Source organism: Tatumella sp. JGM94, assembly GCF_018257595.1.
Classification (GTDB): Bacteria; Pseudomonadota; Gammaproteobacteria; order Enterobacterales; family Enterobacteriaceae; genus Tatumella; species Tatumella punctata.
The window spans coordinates 97,473-113,624 of the sequence record NZ_JAERJN010000002.1; the positions used below are offsets into that span (position 1 = coordinate 97,473).

At 47.8% G+C, this 16,152-nt stretch carries 17 protein-coding genes, 1 tRNA gene and 3 pseudogenes; 18 read left to right on the forward strand and 3 right to left on the reverse strand.

All coding sequences use genetic code 11. From position 1 onward, the window contains the following. Window positions 1-71: 71 nt before the first annotated feature. The 6 genes and pseudogenes from pgaB to JK216_RS17000 all read left to right on the forward strand — a co-directional run. Window positions 72-2,000, forward strand: a pseudogene (pgaB, locus tag JK216_RS02130) (poly-beta-1,6-N-acetyl-D-glucosamine N-deacetylase PgaB); the annotation flags it as partial. Then, complete coding sequence (gene pgaC / locus JK216_RS02135) at window positions 1,997-3,325, forward strand: poly-beta-1,6-N-acetyl-D-glucosamine synthase (RefSeq protein WP_212711177.1); 1,329 nt, start codon at window positions 1,997-1,999, stop codon at window positions 3,323-3,325. The pseudogene pgaB and the gene pgaC, both read left to right, overlap by 4 nt. A gap of 38 nt (window positions 3,326-3,363) precedes the next feature. Beyond that, window positions 3,364-3,774, forward strand: coding sequence for a poly-beta-1,6-N-acetyl-D-glucosamine biosynthesis protein PgaD (gene pgaD, locus JK216_RS02140; RefSeq protein WP_212711178.1), 411 nt, complete (start codon window positions 3,364-3,366; stop codon window positions 3,772-3,774). A gap of 160 nt (window positions 3,775-3,934) precedes the next feature. Beyond that, entirely contained in the window at window positions 3,935-4,291 is a 357-nt protein-coding gene (locus tag JK216_RS02145; RefSeq protein ID WP_212711179.1) for a hypothetical protein, read from the forward strand. Window positions 4,292-4,542: 251 nt separating this feature from the next. After that, a tRNA-Arg gene (locus JK216_RS02150) sits at window positions 4,543-4,617 on the forward strand. A 164-nt stretch (window positions 4,618-4,781) separates the two neighbouring features. Continuing rightward, window positions 4,782-4,928, forward strand: a pseudogene (locus tag JK216_RS17000) (Arm DNA-binding domain-containing protein); the annotation flags it as partial. 41 nt (window positions 4,929-4,969) lie between these two features. Here JK216_RS17000 and JK216_RS02155 read toward each other — a convergent pair. Both JK216_RS02155 and yefM read right to left on the reverse strand, forming a co-directional pair. Further along, window positions 4,970-5,224, reverse strand: a complete 255-nt coding sequence (locus JK216_RS02155) for a Txe/YoeB family addiction module toxin (protein WP_212709548.1) — start codon at window positions 5,222-5,224, stop codon at window positions 4,970-4,972. Beyond that, the gene (gene yefM / locus JK216_RS02160) at window positions 5,221-5,472 is read right to left on the reverse strand and encodes a YoeB-YefM toxin-antitoxin system antitoxin YefM (protein WP_212709547.1); all 252 of its coding nucleotides are present in this window, start codon (window positions 5,470-5,472) and stop codon (window positions 5,221-5,223) included. Before yefM ends, JK216_RS02155 begins: the two co-directional genes overlap by 4 nt. Window positions 5,473-5,779: 307 nt before the next feature. Between yefM and JK216_RS02165 the strand changes: the two are divergent. The 4 genes and pseudogenes from JK216_RS02165 to JK216_RS02185 all read left to right on the forward strand — a co-directional run. Further along, window positions 5,780-6,031, forward strand: a pseudogene (locus JK216_RS02165) (transposase); the annotation flags it as partial. A 179-nt stretch (window positions 6,032-6,210) separates the two neighbouring features. Continuing rightward, window positions 6,211-6,681, forward strand: a complete 471-nt coding sequence (locus JK216_RS02175) for a nuclear transport factor 2 family protein (RefSeq protein WP_212709557.1) — start codon at window positions 6,211-6,213, stop codon at window positions 6,679-6,681. Window positions 6,682-6,836: 155 nt separating this feature from the next. After that, window positions 6,837-7,247: an ASCH domain-containing protein gene (locus JK216_RS02180; RefSeq protein ID WP_212709546.1), complete on the forward strand. Its 411-nt coding sequence runs from the start codon at window positions 6,837-6,839 to the stop codon at window positions 7,245-7,247. Window positions 7,248-7,520: 273 nt separating this feature from the next. After that, window positions 7,521-8,729, forward strand: a complete 1,209-nt coding sequence (locus JK216_RS02185) for an aldose 1-epimerase family protein (RefSeq protein ID WP_212709974.1) — start codon at window positions 7,521-7,523, stop codon at window positions 8,727-8,729. Between the two features lie 446 nt (window positions 8,730-9,175). Here the strand turns inward: JK216_RS02185 and JK216_RS02190 are convergent, their stop codons facing one another. After that, entirely contained in the window at window positions 9,176-10,003 is an 828-nt protein-coding gene (locus JK216_RS02190; RefSeq protein ID WP_212709973.1) for an SDR family oxidoreductase, read from the reverse strand. 522 nt (window positions 10,004-10,525) lie between these two features. Between JK216_RS02190 and JK216_RS02195 the strand changes: the two genes are divergently transcribed. The 8 genes from JK216_RS02195 to JK216_RS02230 all read left to right on the forward strand — a co-directional run bounded on the left by JK216_RS02195 (window position 10,526) and on the right by JK216_RS02230 (window position 16,148). Continuing rightward, window positions 10,526-10,765 (forward strand): hypothetical protein, encoded by a 240-nt coding sequence (locus JK216_RS02195; RefSeq protein WP_212707269.1) that lies wholly within the window; start codon window positions 10,526-10,528, stop codon window positions 10,763-10,765. A gap of 86 nt (window positions 10,766-10,851) precedes the next feature. Beyond that, complete coding sequence (ccmA, locus tag JK216_RS02200; protein WP_212711180.1) at window positions 10,852-11,478, forward strand: cytochrome c biogenesis heme-transporting ATPase CcmA; 627 nt, start codon at window positions 10,852-10,854, stop codon at window positions 11,476-11,478. Beyond that, window positions 11,469-12,128, forward strand: coding sequence for a heme exporter protein CcmB (gene ccmB, locus JK216_RS02205; protein ID WP_212707267.1), 660 nt, complete (start codon window positions 11,469-11,471; stop codon window positions 12,126-12,128). The genes ccmA and ccmB overlap by 10 nt, the downstream gene beginning before the upstream one ends. 46 nt (window positions 12,129-12,174) lie before the next feature. Then, window positions 12,175-12,912 carry a heme ABC transporter permease gene (locus tag JK216_RS02210; RefSeq protein WP_212707266.1) on the forward strand — a complete coding sequence of 246 codons (738 nt, stop codon included), beginning with the start codon at window positions 12,175-12,177 and terminating at the stop codon, window positions 12,910-12,912. Further along, window positions 12,912-13,145, forward strand: a complete 234-nt coding sequence (gene ccmD / locus JK216_RS02215; protein ID WP_212707282.1) for a heme exporter protein CcmD — start codon at window positions 12,912-12,914, stop codon at window positions 13,143-13,145. Before JK216_RS02210 ends, ccmD begins: the two co-directional genes overlap by 1 nt. After that, on the forward strand, window positions 13,142-13,633 hold the full coding sequence (gene ccmE / locus JK216_RS02220) for a cytochrome c maturation protein CcmE (protein ID WP_212707265.1): 492 nt from the start codon (window positions 13,142-13,144) through the stop codon (window positions 13,631-13,633). Before ccmD ends, ccmE begins: the two co-directional genes overlap by 4 nt. Beyond that, window positions 13,630-15,594, forward strand: coding sequence for a heme lyase CcmF/NrfE family subunit (locus JK216_RS02225; RefSeq protein WP_212707264.1), 1,965 nt, complete (start codon window positions 13,630-13,632; stop codon window positions 15,592-15,594). Before ccmE ends, JK216_RS02225 begins: the two co-directional genes overlap by 4 nt. Beyond that, window positions 15,591-16,148, forward strand: a complete 558-nt coding sequence (locus JK216_RS02230; RefSeq protein WP_212709972.1) for a DsbE family thiol:disulfide interchange protein — start codon at window positions 15,591-15,593, stop codon at window positions 16,146-16,148. The genes JK216_RS02225 and JK216_RS02230 overlap by 4 nt, the downstream gene beginning before the upstream one ends. The last annotated feature ends 4 nt before the right edge of the window (window positions 16,149-16,152 follow it).

The window sequence follows — 16,152 nt, forward strand, 5'->3', positions numbered from 1 at the left end:
TATTAAGCCGGCTGCTATTTAGCCTGGTTGCTCTGAGCTATTGCAGCTAGAGTTATGCTGATCAGTCGTCGTCGTTTATTTCTCCGGTACAGCGTGTTCAGCTTCAGTCAGGAAAGCCCTGGCCACATAATAAATATCTGGTACTGGCTTATCATGATGTCTCTGATGGCGCTGCTGATCAGCGATTTCTGGCAGTACGTTTTAGTGCGTTAAATGACCAGTTTGCATGGCTTAAAAATAACGGGTATCACGTCATCAGTATTAATGATGTGCAGGCTGCGCAAAGCGGGCATAAAGATCTGCCGGCGAATGCCGTTATGCTGACATTTGATGACGGTTACAGCAGTTTTTATAAACGGGTATTCCCATTACTTAAAGCCTATCACTGGCCTGCAATTTTAGCGCCTGTCGGTGAATGGGTGAGCACCCCTGCCAGCCAGCCGGTTAATTTCGGGGGATTAATTACCCCGCGGGAACATTTTCTGAACTGGTCTGAAATTAAGGAAATGTCGGACTCGGGATTGGTGGAAATTGCCGCCCATACCTATGCAGAGCATAAAGGTATTACTGCTAATCCGCAGGGTAACTCTGAACCCTATGCCGCCAGTCGTATTTACGATAAAAAAACCGGGCGTTATGAAACAACTGCTGAATTTAATCAGCGGGTCAGTATTGATATCGCAAAAATTACCGAACGTATTAAAACTACCACCGGTAAATCACCCCGCGTCTGGGTATGGCCTTATGGTGCCGCGAATGGTGAAACCATCGCGAATGCTAAAAAAATGGGATACCGCTATTTTATGTCATTAGACAACGGATTAGCGGATGTTAAAAATAATGACAATATTCCCCGGATGCTGATAGCAGGGAACCCTGGTTTGCAGGCCTTCTCACAGTCAGTATCCAGTGTCAGAGAAGCCATTACTCAGCATATTGTCCATGTCGATCTGGATGATGTGTATGACGCGGACAAAAAGCAGCAGGATCATAATATTGACGTGCTGGTTCAGCGTATTGCTGATTTGGGTGTGGACACTGTCTTTCTGCAGGCATTCGCTGACCCGGATGGTGATGGTAATATTAAATCACTCTATTTTCCCAACCGCTGGTTACCGACCCGTGCTGATTTGTTCAACCATGTTGCGTGGCAGCTAAATACCCGCGCCCATGCCAGAGTATTTGCCTGGATGCCGGTACTGGCTTTTCAGATTAAAAATACGCCGCAGGTATTAACTTACGATCCGAAAACGAACAAGGCTGTACCGGACCCTCACCAGTATCTGCGTCTGTCGCCTTTCAGTGCTGACGCCCGGCTAAAAATAACGCAGATTTATGAGGACCTTGCTGCTCATGCGACCTTTGACGGTATTTTATTCCATGACGATGCTTTTCTGACTGACTATGAAGATGCGGGGCCGGATGCCCTGCAAGCCTATAAAAAGGCGGGGTTACCGGATTCTGTCAGGGAGATTCGCAGCAATCCGGAGTTAATGCATCGCTGGACACGCTTAAAAAGCCGGACTCTGATTGACTTTACTAACTCTCTTATGCAGAGCGTCAGAGCGATACGCGGGCCTCAGGTGAAATCAGCGCGTAACATCTATGCGTTACCTATCCTCCAGCCAGACAGCGAAGACTGGTTTGCCCAGAACCTTGATGATTTCCTGTCCAATTATAACTGGACTGTCCCGATGGCGATGCCACTGATGGAAGGGGTCACCCCGGATAACAGCCAGGCATGGCTCAGAAAGCTGGTTGATACCATCAGTTCCAGGCCGGGAGCGCTGTCCCGCACCATTATTGAGTTGCAGGCAACGGACTGGAGCAAAAAACCGGCGCAGCCGGTACCCGATGCAGAGCTGGTGGGCTGGATAAAACTGCTGCAGGCCTCAGGGGTACAGAATTATGGATATTATCCGGATAACTTTTTAGAAAATCAGCCGGCCTTAAAGAATATTCGTCCAGTAATTGCTAACAAATGGTTTCCTTTACCATGACTGACAGATTAATCGCTTTAATAATTCTTTGTGTTGTTTTAAGTATCCCGCTCGGTTTTGTGCTGGTATTTACCGGCCAGGTTGCGCTGAACTTTGTCTTTTACTGGCCACTTTTTATGGCCGGGATATGGATTGCCGGGGGGGTCTATTTCTGGTTCAACAAAGAGCGCTTCTGGCGTCAGGACAGTGAGATCACACTGCCCGGTAATCCGTTAATTTCTATTTTAATTCCCTGCTATAACGAAGGCCCGAATGCCCGGGAAACGATACAGGCGGCATTAAACCAGAACTATACCAATATTGAGGTTATCGCTGTTAATGACGGGTCAAAGGATGATACCGGCGAAATACTGAACCAGCTGGCCAGTGAACATAACAATCTGCGGGTTATTCATCTGGCTAAAAATCAGGGGAAAGCCGTTGCGTTAAAAGCCGGGGCCGCTGCAGCGAACAGTGAACTATTAGTCTGTATTGATGGTGATGCCATCCTCGACCGTAATACGGCTGCCTATCTGGCAGCCCCGTTGCTTAACTTTCCCGGGGTAGGGGCGGTGACCGGAAATCCGAGGATCCGGACCCGTTCCACGCTGATTGGTCGTTTACAGGTAGGTGAGTTTTCCTCAATTATCGGTCTGATAAAACGCGCACAGCGGGTTTATGGTCATGTATTCACGGTCTCCGGTGTGATTGCTGCATTTCGTCGAACGGCATTAGCCGATGTGGGTTACTGGAGCGACGATATGATAACGGAAGATATTGATATCAGCTGGAAGCTGCAGTTGAAAAACTGGAGTATCTTTTACGAGCCCAGAGCATTGTGCTGGATCCTGATGCCGGAAACTCTGAAAGGCTTATGGCAGCAACGCCTGCGCTGGGCTAAGGGAGGCGCTGAAGTTTTTCTGAAGAATTGCATCAGTATCTGGCGCTGGCAGCACCGCAGAATGTGGACCCTGTTACTGGAGTTTGCTCTGTCGACAATCTGGACCTATATGTACCTCCTGAGTATCATTTTATTTGTACTCGGACGCTTTACAGAGATGCCAAAAAATCTGTATGTCGATTCGCTGATGCCGCCCGGTTTTACGGGTCTGTTATTAGCGGTAGTGTGTATTATCCAGTTTTCTGTCAGCCTGCTGATCGAGAGACGCTACGAATCTGATATTTTTAAATCATTGTTCTGGGTTATCTGGTACCCGATTGCCTATTGGCTGCTGAGTTTCTTAACCACCCTGGTGAGTTTCCCCAACGTTATGCTCAGCCGCAAGGGAAAAAGAGCCAGATGGGAAAGCCCGGATCGCGGTATTGCTCAGAAGCACCTGAAGTAATTACCTCAATACATATTGAATAAATTTGTTGGTTGAAAATGAAAGATAACTTGATAGTAACTCAGCAGGATCCTGTCAGTATGGCGTTTGATGTGTTTTTAACCATTATCGCCTGGGTCGGTTTCCTGTACCTGATAGGTTCCGGTATTTATGACAATATCACCGATAAGAACTTAAGTTTTATCAAAGGCACATGGTCTGAAACCACCGTGACACTATGTTTATACTTTTCTCTGATGGTGATATTCGCAATATTGCTTTATGGCTGGGCGAAATATAATTACTTCAGATACCGGGGGAAAACCTCACCACGAAAATCTGACCTCACCAGTCATGAGTTATGGGGGACTTTTAATATGCAGGATGATATCGGTGCCGAACTCCAGCGGAAAAAAGTAACTGTTGTTCACCATGATTCAGAAGGGCAGATTTATTCCGTAACGGAATAATCAATCCCGCAGGGTGATGTGGCCAGCGCTTCCCTTATCCGCGTTAGCAGAGGGAAGCGCTGGCAATGGTGTTTTTCTGTACCTGAAGCTCAGCCGTATCTTTGTCCCCCCGCGGCTGCCAGAAAAGATATCCGCCCTGAGTGAGCAGGGGGAAAAATCAGTGAAAGAAGTCAAAGCAAGGAATCCGCAGCAATTATCATTATGTTGCGGTCAGCACAAACTACTGGTTGTTGAAACAAACATCACCTCAACTTTAAACAGTGTATACGCTTCATTACGTTATGCTCTCTACCATTGCTGGCTGCAGTTGTTAAATAACGGAGGCGCTGTGAGGAAAAGAGTCTGGTATGGCTGGTTGTTTATAGCAGTATCCTTCGGCGGTTATGCTGAAGGAATTCGACATATAAACACAAAACCTGCCTGCGGGGTGGTATCTCATTCCCGTCTGACTGATACATCAGAAAGGCCTGATGAGCATGTCAGCGAGAAAATTCCTGAACGGATTACAAAACGCTAAGCTGTAAAACAGCTATCCATTATGCCCCGGGTCTGCGGGACTGTTTTATTAACAGAACGCACAGTGATGCAGAGATAGCGGGGCAGAGTTCCGCCGGACCCGTTTCCGCCCGGCCCTGGTTTACAGGGTGCATCATCCCTGAGACTTACCGCATAAGTTTCCGGTGAAAGGGCAGGTAATACTTGTAAAAACCTGAGTGTTTACGGTAGGATATGTCCCGTCGTACTCTGCTGATCCGGTGCAGAGTGAAGGTCTCCTTAGTTAAATGGATATAACGAGCCCCTCCTAAGGGCTAGTTGCAGGTTCGATTCCTGCAGGGGACACCATATCGATATCCAACCAAATCCACCTCAGTCTACAAAACCCCGTCAAGCCCTGATTATTAAAGGATTTTCGTTATCCTGATGTCCAGTTACATCTATTGAAATCCAGTGCATGTATGGGGCATAATCCGGGGCACTTCAGGTTCGATGTAAAATATGCCCCCAAAATGAACAGAAACGTCCGCGACAAACTCTCAGCACAAACCTGTAAAACAGCCAAACCCAAAGAGAAAAGTTACAAACTCTCTGACGGTGGCGGCTTGTACCTTGAAGTATCCCCGACAGGTTCCAAATACTGGCGTATGAAGTCTCGGCTCCTATAAAAATAACGTAATAAAAGATATTCGAAAATTAGTCAATAATGGTAGCGGCAGGATGCAATCAACAGAGAATCATCGCTTACAGCGTAAACAAATCGATGTTCTGACGTTATCCTGCGCGACCAAAACCCAGCAAGATGGTGCTTTAGTGGCTCTGGTTTACCCTTCCCCTCAAACGGAGTTCTACTGGCATCCTTGATCAGTTCATTGATCTTTTTGACTGTTTTTTTATCTGTATCTTGCCAGTAAAGGTAATCTTCCCACGCCTCTTCAGACCACGTCAGCTTCACTCAATGATGCCTCTTTCTACACCATTGCCGCTTTTCAGGCTGTCGACTGAATCCATTAGCCGACGGGCATTTTTTGGGGATCGCAGTAAATAAGCAGTTTCTTCGAGTGAATTGTATTCCTCAAGTGACATCAAAACACACGACTCACCGTTCTGCCGGGTAATCAAAACAGGGGCTCTGTCTTCGACGGTCTTAACCATTGTGGCAGAAAGATTCTGCCGCGCTTCACTGTAGCTAATAGCTCTCATGTCATATGCTCCTATTGGTGGTGCAATTGTACAACTCAATGTACAATTAAACCAATAAGTAGTAAACCGGTATTTACCATAACGCCCTATTGCGCGCACAATGACCGAAGCCTCTGTGTCAGCTTATCAGTCTCGTTAAGCTAAATTTCAACAGGACTACCATGATTGAGAAAAGTAGCGAGGGAAAAGCCGCTCAGTGCACAAACATGTCAGAGCTCAGAACTGAAATTGATCGTATCGACCGTGAGATGAACTCATTAGTGGACACGCGATTAAGTGAGTAAACTCTCAGACAGAGGTGACTCACATGACTAAATCAGTAACCGTAAGTAAGCAACCACGTAAACAGCATTATCCTGAATTTCACCGCGAAACCCTTAAACTTGCAGAGCGCATCGGCGTTGCTGCCGCTGCCCGTGAACTTAGTTTTTATGAGTCTCAGCTTTATGTCTGGCGCAGCAAAATATAGCAGCAGAAAACCTCTTCCGAACGGGAGAATGAACTGGCTGCCGAAAATGCCCGCCTGAAGCGCCAGCCGGCGGAGCGGGACGAAGAGATGCGTGCAGTGGTATTTAATTATATTGAATGTGATTATAATTGCTGGTGTCGCTACAGTGCCCGTGGTGGCCTCAGCCCGGAACAATTTGAAAACGAAAACCTCGCTTAGGGCTGTATCCACATTACGTGGGTAGGATCACAGACGGTTGATAACAGGAGACCATTATTTTGCCTGATAATGTGGACGAAAAACGAACGCCGGTACCGCCATTTACTCTCGAATCCGCAATTCAGAAAGTACGTCTTGCTGAAGATGGATGGAATAGTCGTGATGCTGAAAAGGTGTCTTTAGCATATTCATTGAATACTAAATGGCGAAACCGGACAGAGTTCGTAAGTAATCGTGAAGAAGCCAGGCGTTTCCTTTCCGGAAAATGGAATAAAGAACTGGAATACCGACTTATTAAGGAATTATGGGCATTTAATGAGTATCGTATTTCCGTACGATATGCCTACGAATGGCACGATGATTCGGGTAACTGGTTTCGCTCTTATGGTAATGAAAATTGGGAATTTGATAATAATGGTTTAATGACTAACCGCTATGCATGTATCAACGATATGCCAATAAAAGAGTCAGAGAGAAAATTTCACTGGCCTCTTGGCAGGCGTCCTGATGATCATCCTGAGCTATCAGAGCTAGGACTATAACCGTATCGTGCAGATAACCATTTAACATAAAGCGATCTATTACCTGGTTCCGGATGGGACGTCCATCATGCTGATCTACAACGTTTTTGGACGATAACCGAAGGTTAAACCTGAGGGCGCTGGCTGGCCGATCGCTTTCTATAAGGTGTCAGATAATGAGCCAGATTGAAGCGTTAAAAGCGAAATACCCGGAAGCACAAACATGGTCAATAGGAGACAGTGCTGAGCTTGCCGACCAACTAGCCGGGCTCGTTAAGAATGGAATAAAAACAGCTTCTTGCGGCTCGTTCGCCTCATATAAAAAAGAAATATCTCCTCCTGGAATTGGCAGTTGTAATATTATTCTCAATGGTCAGGATCAGCCTGTCTGTGTGATTCGAATAACATCTCTATCCCTGGTTCGTTTTTCTGACGTCACTGAAGAGTTTGCCAGGAAAGAAGGCGAAGGAGATTTGAGCCTTGAGTACTGGAGATCTGAACATAAACGATTTTTTACCGAAATGGGGTGTTACTCAGAAGATATGGAACTTGTAGCAGAAGAGTTTGAACTGGTTGAAGTTCTATAAGCCGGAAGCGATCATTTAACATACGTTTTTGAAGCCGTCGGCTCAGGTGCCCGGCTGAAACAGAGACCATCCTGCCTGAGGGCTTACAATGCCCCTCAGGCTATAGCTCCCGGCAGCTTATCAGTGTAATTATTCTTAATGTTTTATTGTGGCGTAATTCACATAACTGCATCCGGAAACCATTGGCAGTGATAACTGTCACACTTTTATTGTGCGTGACTTTGTAATCTTTCCTCTCTGAAGCTAAATCAATTCAGCCGGAAGGGTGGAAAAATGAAAAAAAGTGTCCTGGCATTGATGGTTATTGGTGGTATCTGTGGACAGGCATCGGCGCAGAGTTGGCTGCTGACAGATACAGAAAGTAATACAGAAAAAGGCGACTGGCAGATAACCAGCCAGCAGCTGAAACTGGCGGGTACTGATTTCAGCATTCAGCAAAAAGTTCTGCATGGCGGTAAACAGGAAGGGTCAAAGGTACTGACCATTACCAGTTCGCCCGGGCTGACCATTGCTTTAAGCCCGGGCCGGGGAATGGATCTGCTTTATGCGAAAGGTGATGGTATCCGTTTGGGCTGGGACTCCCCCGTCGGGGAGGTTGTGAACCCGGCCTATATTAACCTGGAAAGTCGTAACGGATTAGGCTGGCTGGAAGGATTTAATGAGATGATGGTACGTTGTGGCTATGAATGGACAGGCCACCCGGTTACTCAGGACGGTATGCTCTATACCCTGCACGGTAAGGCCGGCAATACCCCGGCGTCGAAGGTGGAAGTTATTGTTGATGACAAAGCCCCCCATGAAATCCGGATCCGTGGCCTGCTGAAAGAGCATACCTTTAAAAAGGCCAGACTGGATACCCAGACCGAGCTGCGTTATATTCCGGGATCAGACCATTTTACGATTCATGATGTGCTGACCAATAATGCGGATTATCCTCATGATTATGAAATTATTTATCACAGTAATTTCGGCCAGCCGATTCTGGAGAAAAATGCCCGCTTTATTGCGCCGCTGAAATCGGTCTCACCGTTTAACGATTATGCGAAAAAAGGTATGGCAGACTGGGATCAGTACGCTGCTCCGACCCGCGACTTTGATGAAATGGTATTTAATCTGGTCCCCAAAGCCGATGATAATGGAAAAACACTGGCGGCGCTGATCAATAGTAAAGGCGATAAAGGGGTTTCTATTGAATTTGATACTCGCCAGCTTCCGCTGCTGACCATGTGGAAAAATACTGACACCCTGAAACAGGGCTACGTGACCGGTATTGAGCCCGGAACAAATTATGCCTATCCGGTGACTATTGAGAAACAGCAGGGCCGGGTAAAACAGCTGGCTGCTGGTGAAAGTACTGATTTTACATTGACTTATTCATTACTGAAAGATGCGAAGGCAGTACAGCAGACCGAAAAACGGGTTAAGCAGATTCAGGGAAATGATAAGATCATTGTCAGCGATACTCCTATTGCTCAGGAATAAAGGCAGTTATATCACCGGATATTATTCCGGAAGTAACCGGCATAAAATCTGCATTACGGTTTTATACTGACAGAGTATGAATAAACAGCGGGCAGTATGCCGCCCGCTGTCATTATTATCAGCCGCCAGGCCGGGGAATTAGCCGGCTGAAAGTATCACGACTGGCACTGTAATAATGCTACTAGCAGGATTCCGGCGATATATGTGCGGCGTGGATTTTTATAACAGGCTGCAATCCGGGGGGTCTTTTCCAGCAGGAGATCTGTATTCTGCGGGTGAGGGATACTTACAGGAATCGCAGAGGAGAAGAAATAATAACTTAAATAGCACCAGTAGCTTAACGCTATCGTTGCCGGAAAGGTATCCCCGATATTGGTTATCGGGAATAATTGATTATCATATTCATGGTCATTCACCGGCAGGAAGTAAAGACACGGTGCGTATTACTATGAAGTCACTTTCAGCTGATAACTGTTATGTCTTCTTACATCTCTGATATTATCCAGGATCTCATCCAGATTATCTTTTACATTCAGATACAGGCCACTTAGCTGCTTATAATGACCACTGCATAACTTTTCAATATGCGGAATGCTGTCTTCAGCACTGACTGTATTTCCGAGATCTTTTTCTTTAAGGATCCAGTCTAATGCACTTTTGACCGCACAGTACTCTTCCGGAGGATTTTCAGTCAGCGCCATTGCCATGCCTGTAGAGTGAATAAGCCCGGGGTGAAAGGCATAATGAGAAATGTTATCTTTTTTTGACTCTATAGCAAGATTCTCTGTCAGTTTCATAATAGCTGCTTTTGAAACGGAATAGGCAGAGCAGTTCGGCCAGCGGTGAGCTCCTGCATTGCTGGCCATATTGATAATAATACCGCTCTTTTGGGGAACCATATACTGCATTGCTGCATGTGTACAACTGACAGCACCGGTCAGATTAACTTTTATAGTATCAAACCATTCAGAGAGGTCATTGGTATTAAATTTCCCGACAGGCCCCCAAATACCGGCGTTATTTATTAAAATATCAATCCGTCCAAAGCTTTCTATTATCTCTGAAAAGAAAGGGATAATTTGTGATTCTATTGAAACATCAAGGCTACGGTAGTGGAATTTTGAGTTTAACCGGTGGATTATACTGTCTGGCGGGGTTTTACTGCGTCCGGTAACTATTATTATATTTTCCGGGTCTTTTGCCAGGTGTGAAGCATAAACCATACCAACACCTTTGGCTCCGCCGGTAATAACGATATATTTACTTTCATTCATTTTTAGCCCTCGCTGATGTGCAGGTCAGAAATCCACGCTATCACAGTGGTGATTAAATAGTATAGTTATTTATGTGTTTATTTGTTTTATTATATTTGACCTTATATTTAACAGAGACTTACCTACGATAAAAAAACTATCACATAAAAATAATTTACATATTCTTTTTGATACTAAAAGCGTTATATGACAGTTGTTTTTTCCGTAGATATCTTTTTTTCGAAAAATTTCTGCAGGTTAGCCCGGCTAGCCGTCAGGGGCAGCGGAACTGTTGTCTGTGACGGGCCTGATTTACCCGCTCAGTAATAATCATATCAGTCTGCTGAGATCTCTGAGTGTTGTCGCTCTCCCGGTCACCGGCTTCTGTATCCTGTACAGAGATCTTTATGCACGTATAGCTGTTTCGGCACACAGAAATCCACGGGCTGAAAGGGATTTCACAGGACGGTTTGTGATGAATAAAGCAGCAGCTCCGGTTGTTATTGTGATGTTGTTTTTATGGGTTTGGTGTGAGGTTTAGTTGTGAATCACAGTACGCTGACTGATGCGATTTGTACCAGGGCATCAGCAGTGAAGAAAGCACAAACCCGCACAGTGATTGGTGTTGCATCTGATAACATGACCGCCATTGATAAACTCGTCCTGCGGATAAATACCGGCAGTAAACAGAGTGCTTATCTGTGGGTAAGTCAAAATAATCGTAACAAAGCTTTAGCATTGTTCGTTTTTCAGGCGAAAAATTACCGGTTAGAGGCATTTTAAGTAACCGGTTCCATTTTCGGCATTCGGCAGGGGATTTCCTTATGCTATAGTGCGGCCCTCGTAACGTTATAGTGAATATATTTTGCATGCTGGAAGCCCAACAACTTACCTGTATCCGTGATGAACGGGTGCTTTTTAATCAGCTTTCATTTACGGTCCGGCCCGGTGATATTGTGCATATCGAAGGACCTAATGGTGCAGGTAAAACGTCCCTGTTACGTCTTCTGGCCGGATTGAGCCGGCCTGAGTCGGGCACTATTCTGTGGAACCAGTCACCGGTTACCAGGCAGCGTGATATCTGGCATCAGCAGATGTTGTATCTCGGGCATTTACCCGGCGTTAAGGGAGTATTATCCCCGCTGGAAAATTTGCGTTTTTTTCATGCCGATCAAAGTGATGCTGAAATATATCGTGCACTGGATGAAGTGGAACTGACCGGGTATGAAGATGCGGTGGTGGCCCAGTTATCTGCCGGACAGCAGCGCAGGGTAGCACTGGCCAGACTATGGCTTACCCGCGCCAGGTTATGGATCCTGGATGAGCCCCTGACGGCGATTGATAAAGTCGGGGTAGAAAAAATAATGTCACAATTTGCATTACACGCCAGCCGGGGAGGATCGGTTATTCTGACAACACATCAGGATCTGCCGGATCAGCAAAACAGAGTACGAACAATACGTCTGTCAGCGGAAGGAACAGAAGCATGCTGGTAAGTGTTATTCGTCGTGAGCTGAAAATAGCTTTCCGTAGTGGTTCAGAAATTATTAATCCGCTGTGGTTTTTCCTGATAGTGGTTACGTTATTTCCGCTCGGTATTGGTCCTGAATCACAATTGCTGGCCAGGGTTGCCCCGGGGGTTGTCTGGGTGGCGGCATTACTTTCTTCTTTACTGGCCCTCGAGCGGTTATTTCGTGATGACTTTAGCGACGGCTCTCTGGAGCAACTGTTGTTATTACCGGCTCCCTTACCCCTGACTGTATTGGGTAAAGTGATTGCCCACTGGCTGGTCACCGGCGTGCCGTTGATTATTCTATCTCCGCTGGCGTCATTATTGTTATCTCTCAATTTCCGGGGATGGTGCGGACTGGCGCTGACCCTGTTACTCGGTACCCCGGTACTGAGTTTTCTGGGGGCTATCGGCGTGGGCCTGACCGTCGGACTGCGGCGGGGCGGGGTACTGCTCAGTTTGCTGGTACTGCCGCTGGCGGTACCGGTACTGATTTTTTCAAGTGCAGCCATTGATGCTGCCAGCCAGGGATTACCCATCAGTGGTTACCTGGCAATATTAGGTGCGATGCTGGCAGCCAGTATTACTCTGGCGCCTTTTGCCACAGCCGCAGCGGTGCGAATCAGCCTGCAATAAGCTGCGTGTTGTGCTGCTTTTAGTAAATATTAGTGAGCAATACAAAATGTGGAAATGGTTACACCAACTGGCCAGGCCAGAGAGACTTTATAACGTTTGCGGTAAATTTATCCCGTGGGTAAGCCTGGCAGCATTAGTCACATTGCTGACAGGCTGGATTTGGGGGTTCGGTTTTGCCCCCCCTGATTACCAGCAGGGCGACAGTTACCGTATTATGTATATTCATGTGCCGGCAGCCATGTGGTCAATGGGCGTCTATGCATCAATGGCGATTGCGGCTTTTATCGGGCTGGTCTGGCAAATGAAAATGTCAGACCTGGTTGCGGCGGCGATGGCTCCGGTGGGGGCGGTATTTACTTTTATCGCTCTGATTACCGGGTCTGCATGGGGTAAACCCATGTGGGGCACCTGGTGGGTGTGGGATGCGCGTCTGACATCGGAACTGGTGTTACTGTTTATCTATATGGGGGTCATTACCCTCTATAATGCTTTCGACGATCGCCGGGTTGCCGGACGTGCTGCCGGCATCTTAATTCTGGTTGGTGTGGTAAACCTGCCGATTATTCATTATTCGGTACAGTGGTGGAATACCCTGCACCAGGCGTCTTCCGGACTGCTTCAGCAGGATATCGCCCCGCCGATGCGTAGCCCGTTACGCTGGTCAATTCTCGGTTACCTGCTGGTTTTCATCTCTCTTACCCTGATGCGTTTACGTAACCTTATTCTGTTTACTGAACGAAACCGTCCCTGGGTTTCTGCCATTGCTAATAAGGGGCGTAAATGATGACTCCGGCATTTTCTTCGTGGACAAGTTTTTTCCAGATGGGAGGCTATGCCTTTTACGTCTGGTTATCTGTTGGTTTTACCTTACTGGCCTTCGGATGCCTGATCATCCATACCCTGCTACAACGAAAACAATTATTAAAACAAATAAGACAGCGTGAATCCCGTGAACGCCGGATCAGCGCCGCAAAACAGAAAAAAACCGCCGCTAACAAGGCAGGAGATCACTTGTGAACATTCGTCGTCGTCGCCGCTTACAGGTTGTGGTGGCAATACTGGCCGGCCTCGGGCTGGCGACCGGTTTGGTTATGTATGCCCTGCGTTCAAACATTGATTTGTTCTACACCCCCAGTGAAGTTCTTCACGGGCGTGGTCCGCAGCATCTGGAAAAACCCCATGTCGGGCAGCATTTACGTATTGGCGGCATGGTGATGCCGGGCAGCGTAAAACGTGACCCTGACAGTCTCGCGGTGGAATTCAAGCTCTATGATGCTAACGGTGTAGTGGATGTCAGCTATGTCGGCATTCTTCCTGATCTGTTCCGTGAAGGGCAGGGGATTGTCGCCCAGGGGGTACTGGAAGACGGCAACCTGATTAAAGCACAGCAAGTGCTGGCCAAGCATGATGAAAAATATACTCCCCCGGAAATTGAGGATGCGATGAAACAGAACCATAAAGGGCCTGCCGATCGCTACCAGAACGGACAAGGTGAGCAACCATGATCCCTGAAATAGGCAGTTTTCTGTTATGTCTGGCGCTGGGCCTGGCATTGTTATTAAGTATTTACCCGTTATGGGGTGCGGCAAGGCTGGATAACCGGCTGATGGGACTGGCCAGACCTCTGAGTTATGGGTTATTTGCCTGTATTGCCGGTGCGTTTCTGATTCTGGTACATGCTTTTATTGTTAATGACTTTACTGTGGCTTATGTCGCTGAAAACTCGAACAGTATGCTGCCGGTCTGGTACCGGATTGCGGCCACCTGGGGGGCGCATGAAGGCTCGTTGCTGTTGTGGCTGCTGATGCTCAGCGGCTGGACACTGGCAGTCGCGTTGCTGAGCCGCAGTATGCCTCAGGACGCGATTGCCAGGGTTCTGGCGGTTATGGGGATGATTAACCTCGGGTTTTTGCTGTTTATTACGCTGACATCTAACCCGTTTATCCGTACTCTGCCTGACTTTCCGGTCGATGGCAGTGATCTTAACCCGATGTTGCAGGATATCGGACTGATTTTCCATCCGCCGCTGTTATATATGGGGTATGTCGGGTTCTCGGTGGCTTTTGCTTTTGCGATTGCCTCACTGATGACCGGACGCCTGGATACCGCATGGGCACGCTGGTCGCGTCCGTGGACCACGGCAGCCTGGGTGTTTCTGACTATCGGTATCGTTTTAGGCTCTGCCTGGGCGTATTACGAACTCGGCTGGGGAGGCTGGTGGTTCTGGGATCCGGTCGAGAACGCGTCGCTGATGCCGTGGCTGGCGGGCACCGCATTGATCCATTCACTGGCAGTTACCGAAAAGCGAGGTTCTTTCAAATCCTGGACCGTCCTGCTGGCCATCACGGCGTTTTCACTGAGTCTGCTGGGCACCTTCCTGGTCCGTTCCGGGGTGCTGGTCTCGGTGCACTCCTTCGCGTCGGATCCGTCCCGCGGGATCTTTATTCTTATCTTTCTGGTGATTGTTATCGGCAGTTCATTACTGTTGTACGCATTGCGTGGCGGTAAAGTACGCAGCCGGGTACAAAATGACGGCTGGTCACGTGAATCATTCCTGCTGGGCAACAACGTTTTGCTGATTGCTGCGATGCTGGTGGTATTACTGGGCACTTTATTACCCCTGGTACATAAAGAGCTGGGGCTGGGCAGTATTTCGATTGGCGCGCCGTTCTTTAATACCATGTTTACCTGGATTATGGCGCCGTTTGCTCTGATGCTGGGTATCGGACCGCTGGTTCGCTGGCGTCGTGATGAGCCGCAAAAGCTGTATAAGCGGCTGATTATTGCGGCGGTGGTTACGCTGATAGCGTCAATTGTTCTGCCATTGCTGCTGCAGGATCGTATTGAAGCGATGACCGTGGTCGGTTTGCTGATGTCTGTATGGGTTATTCTGCTGACCCTGATGGAATTGCATGAGCGTGCAACTCATCGCCATAGCTTCTGGCGTGGCCTGACCCATCTTTCCCGCAGTCACTGGGGGATGGTGCTGGGACATCTGGGTGTCGCGGTGACAGTGATCGGGATTGCTTTCAGTACCCAGTACAGTGTTGAACGGGATGTGCGGATGAAAGCCGGAGATACGGTCGATATTCATAATTACCATTTTCTGTTCCGCGATGTTCAGCGCCTGACAGGCCCGAACTATACAGGCGGGGTGGCGATTATTGATGTCACCCGTAACGGTAAACAGGAAGCGGTGTTACATGCCGAAAAACGTTTCTACACCGCAGCCCGTACCATGATGACAGAAGCGGCGATCAGTGGTGGTTTCAGCCGTGACCTGTATGCTGCGCTGGGCGAAGAAATTGGCCAGGGTTCCTGGGCGGTGCGTATCTATTACAAACCTTTTGTGCGCTGGATTTGGTTCGGCGGCGTCTTTATGGCGGTTGGCGGTATTCTGTGTCTGCTGGATCCGCGATATCGCTCCCGTAAAAAAGCGCAGTCACAGCAGGAGCCCCAGTCATGAACAAGAAAATCCTGTTTATTCCGTTAGTGTTATTTTTACTGCTGGCGGCAGCCTTACTCTGGCAACTGAACCGTAATGCTGAGGGGGATGACCCGACCTTGCTGGAGTCTGCGCTGGTCGGTAAACCGGTGCCGGTATTTAAACTCGAGTCATTGCAGACGCCGGGGAAATATTACAACCAGAGTGCACTGGTGGATGGAAAACCGGTACTGCTGAATGTATGGGCGACATGGTGCCCTACCTGCCGTGCGGAACATGAGTACCTGAATACTCTGGCCGAGAAAGGAGTCAGGGTAGTGGGGCTGAATTATAAAGATAATCGGGTCAAAGCAGTTAACTGGCTGAATACTCTGGGCAATCCTTATGCGCTGAGTCTGTATGACGGTAACGGTATGCTGGGGCTGGACTTAGGTGTCTATGGTGCACCTGAAACTTTCCTGATTGATGGTAAAGGCATTATCCGTTACCGCCATGCAGGTGATATGAATGCCCGTGTCTGGCAGCAGCAGGTTGAACCGCTGTGGAATAAATACAGTAAGTTAGCGGGGAACTGAGCGG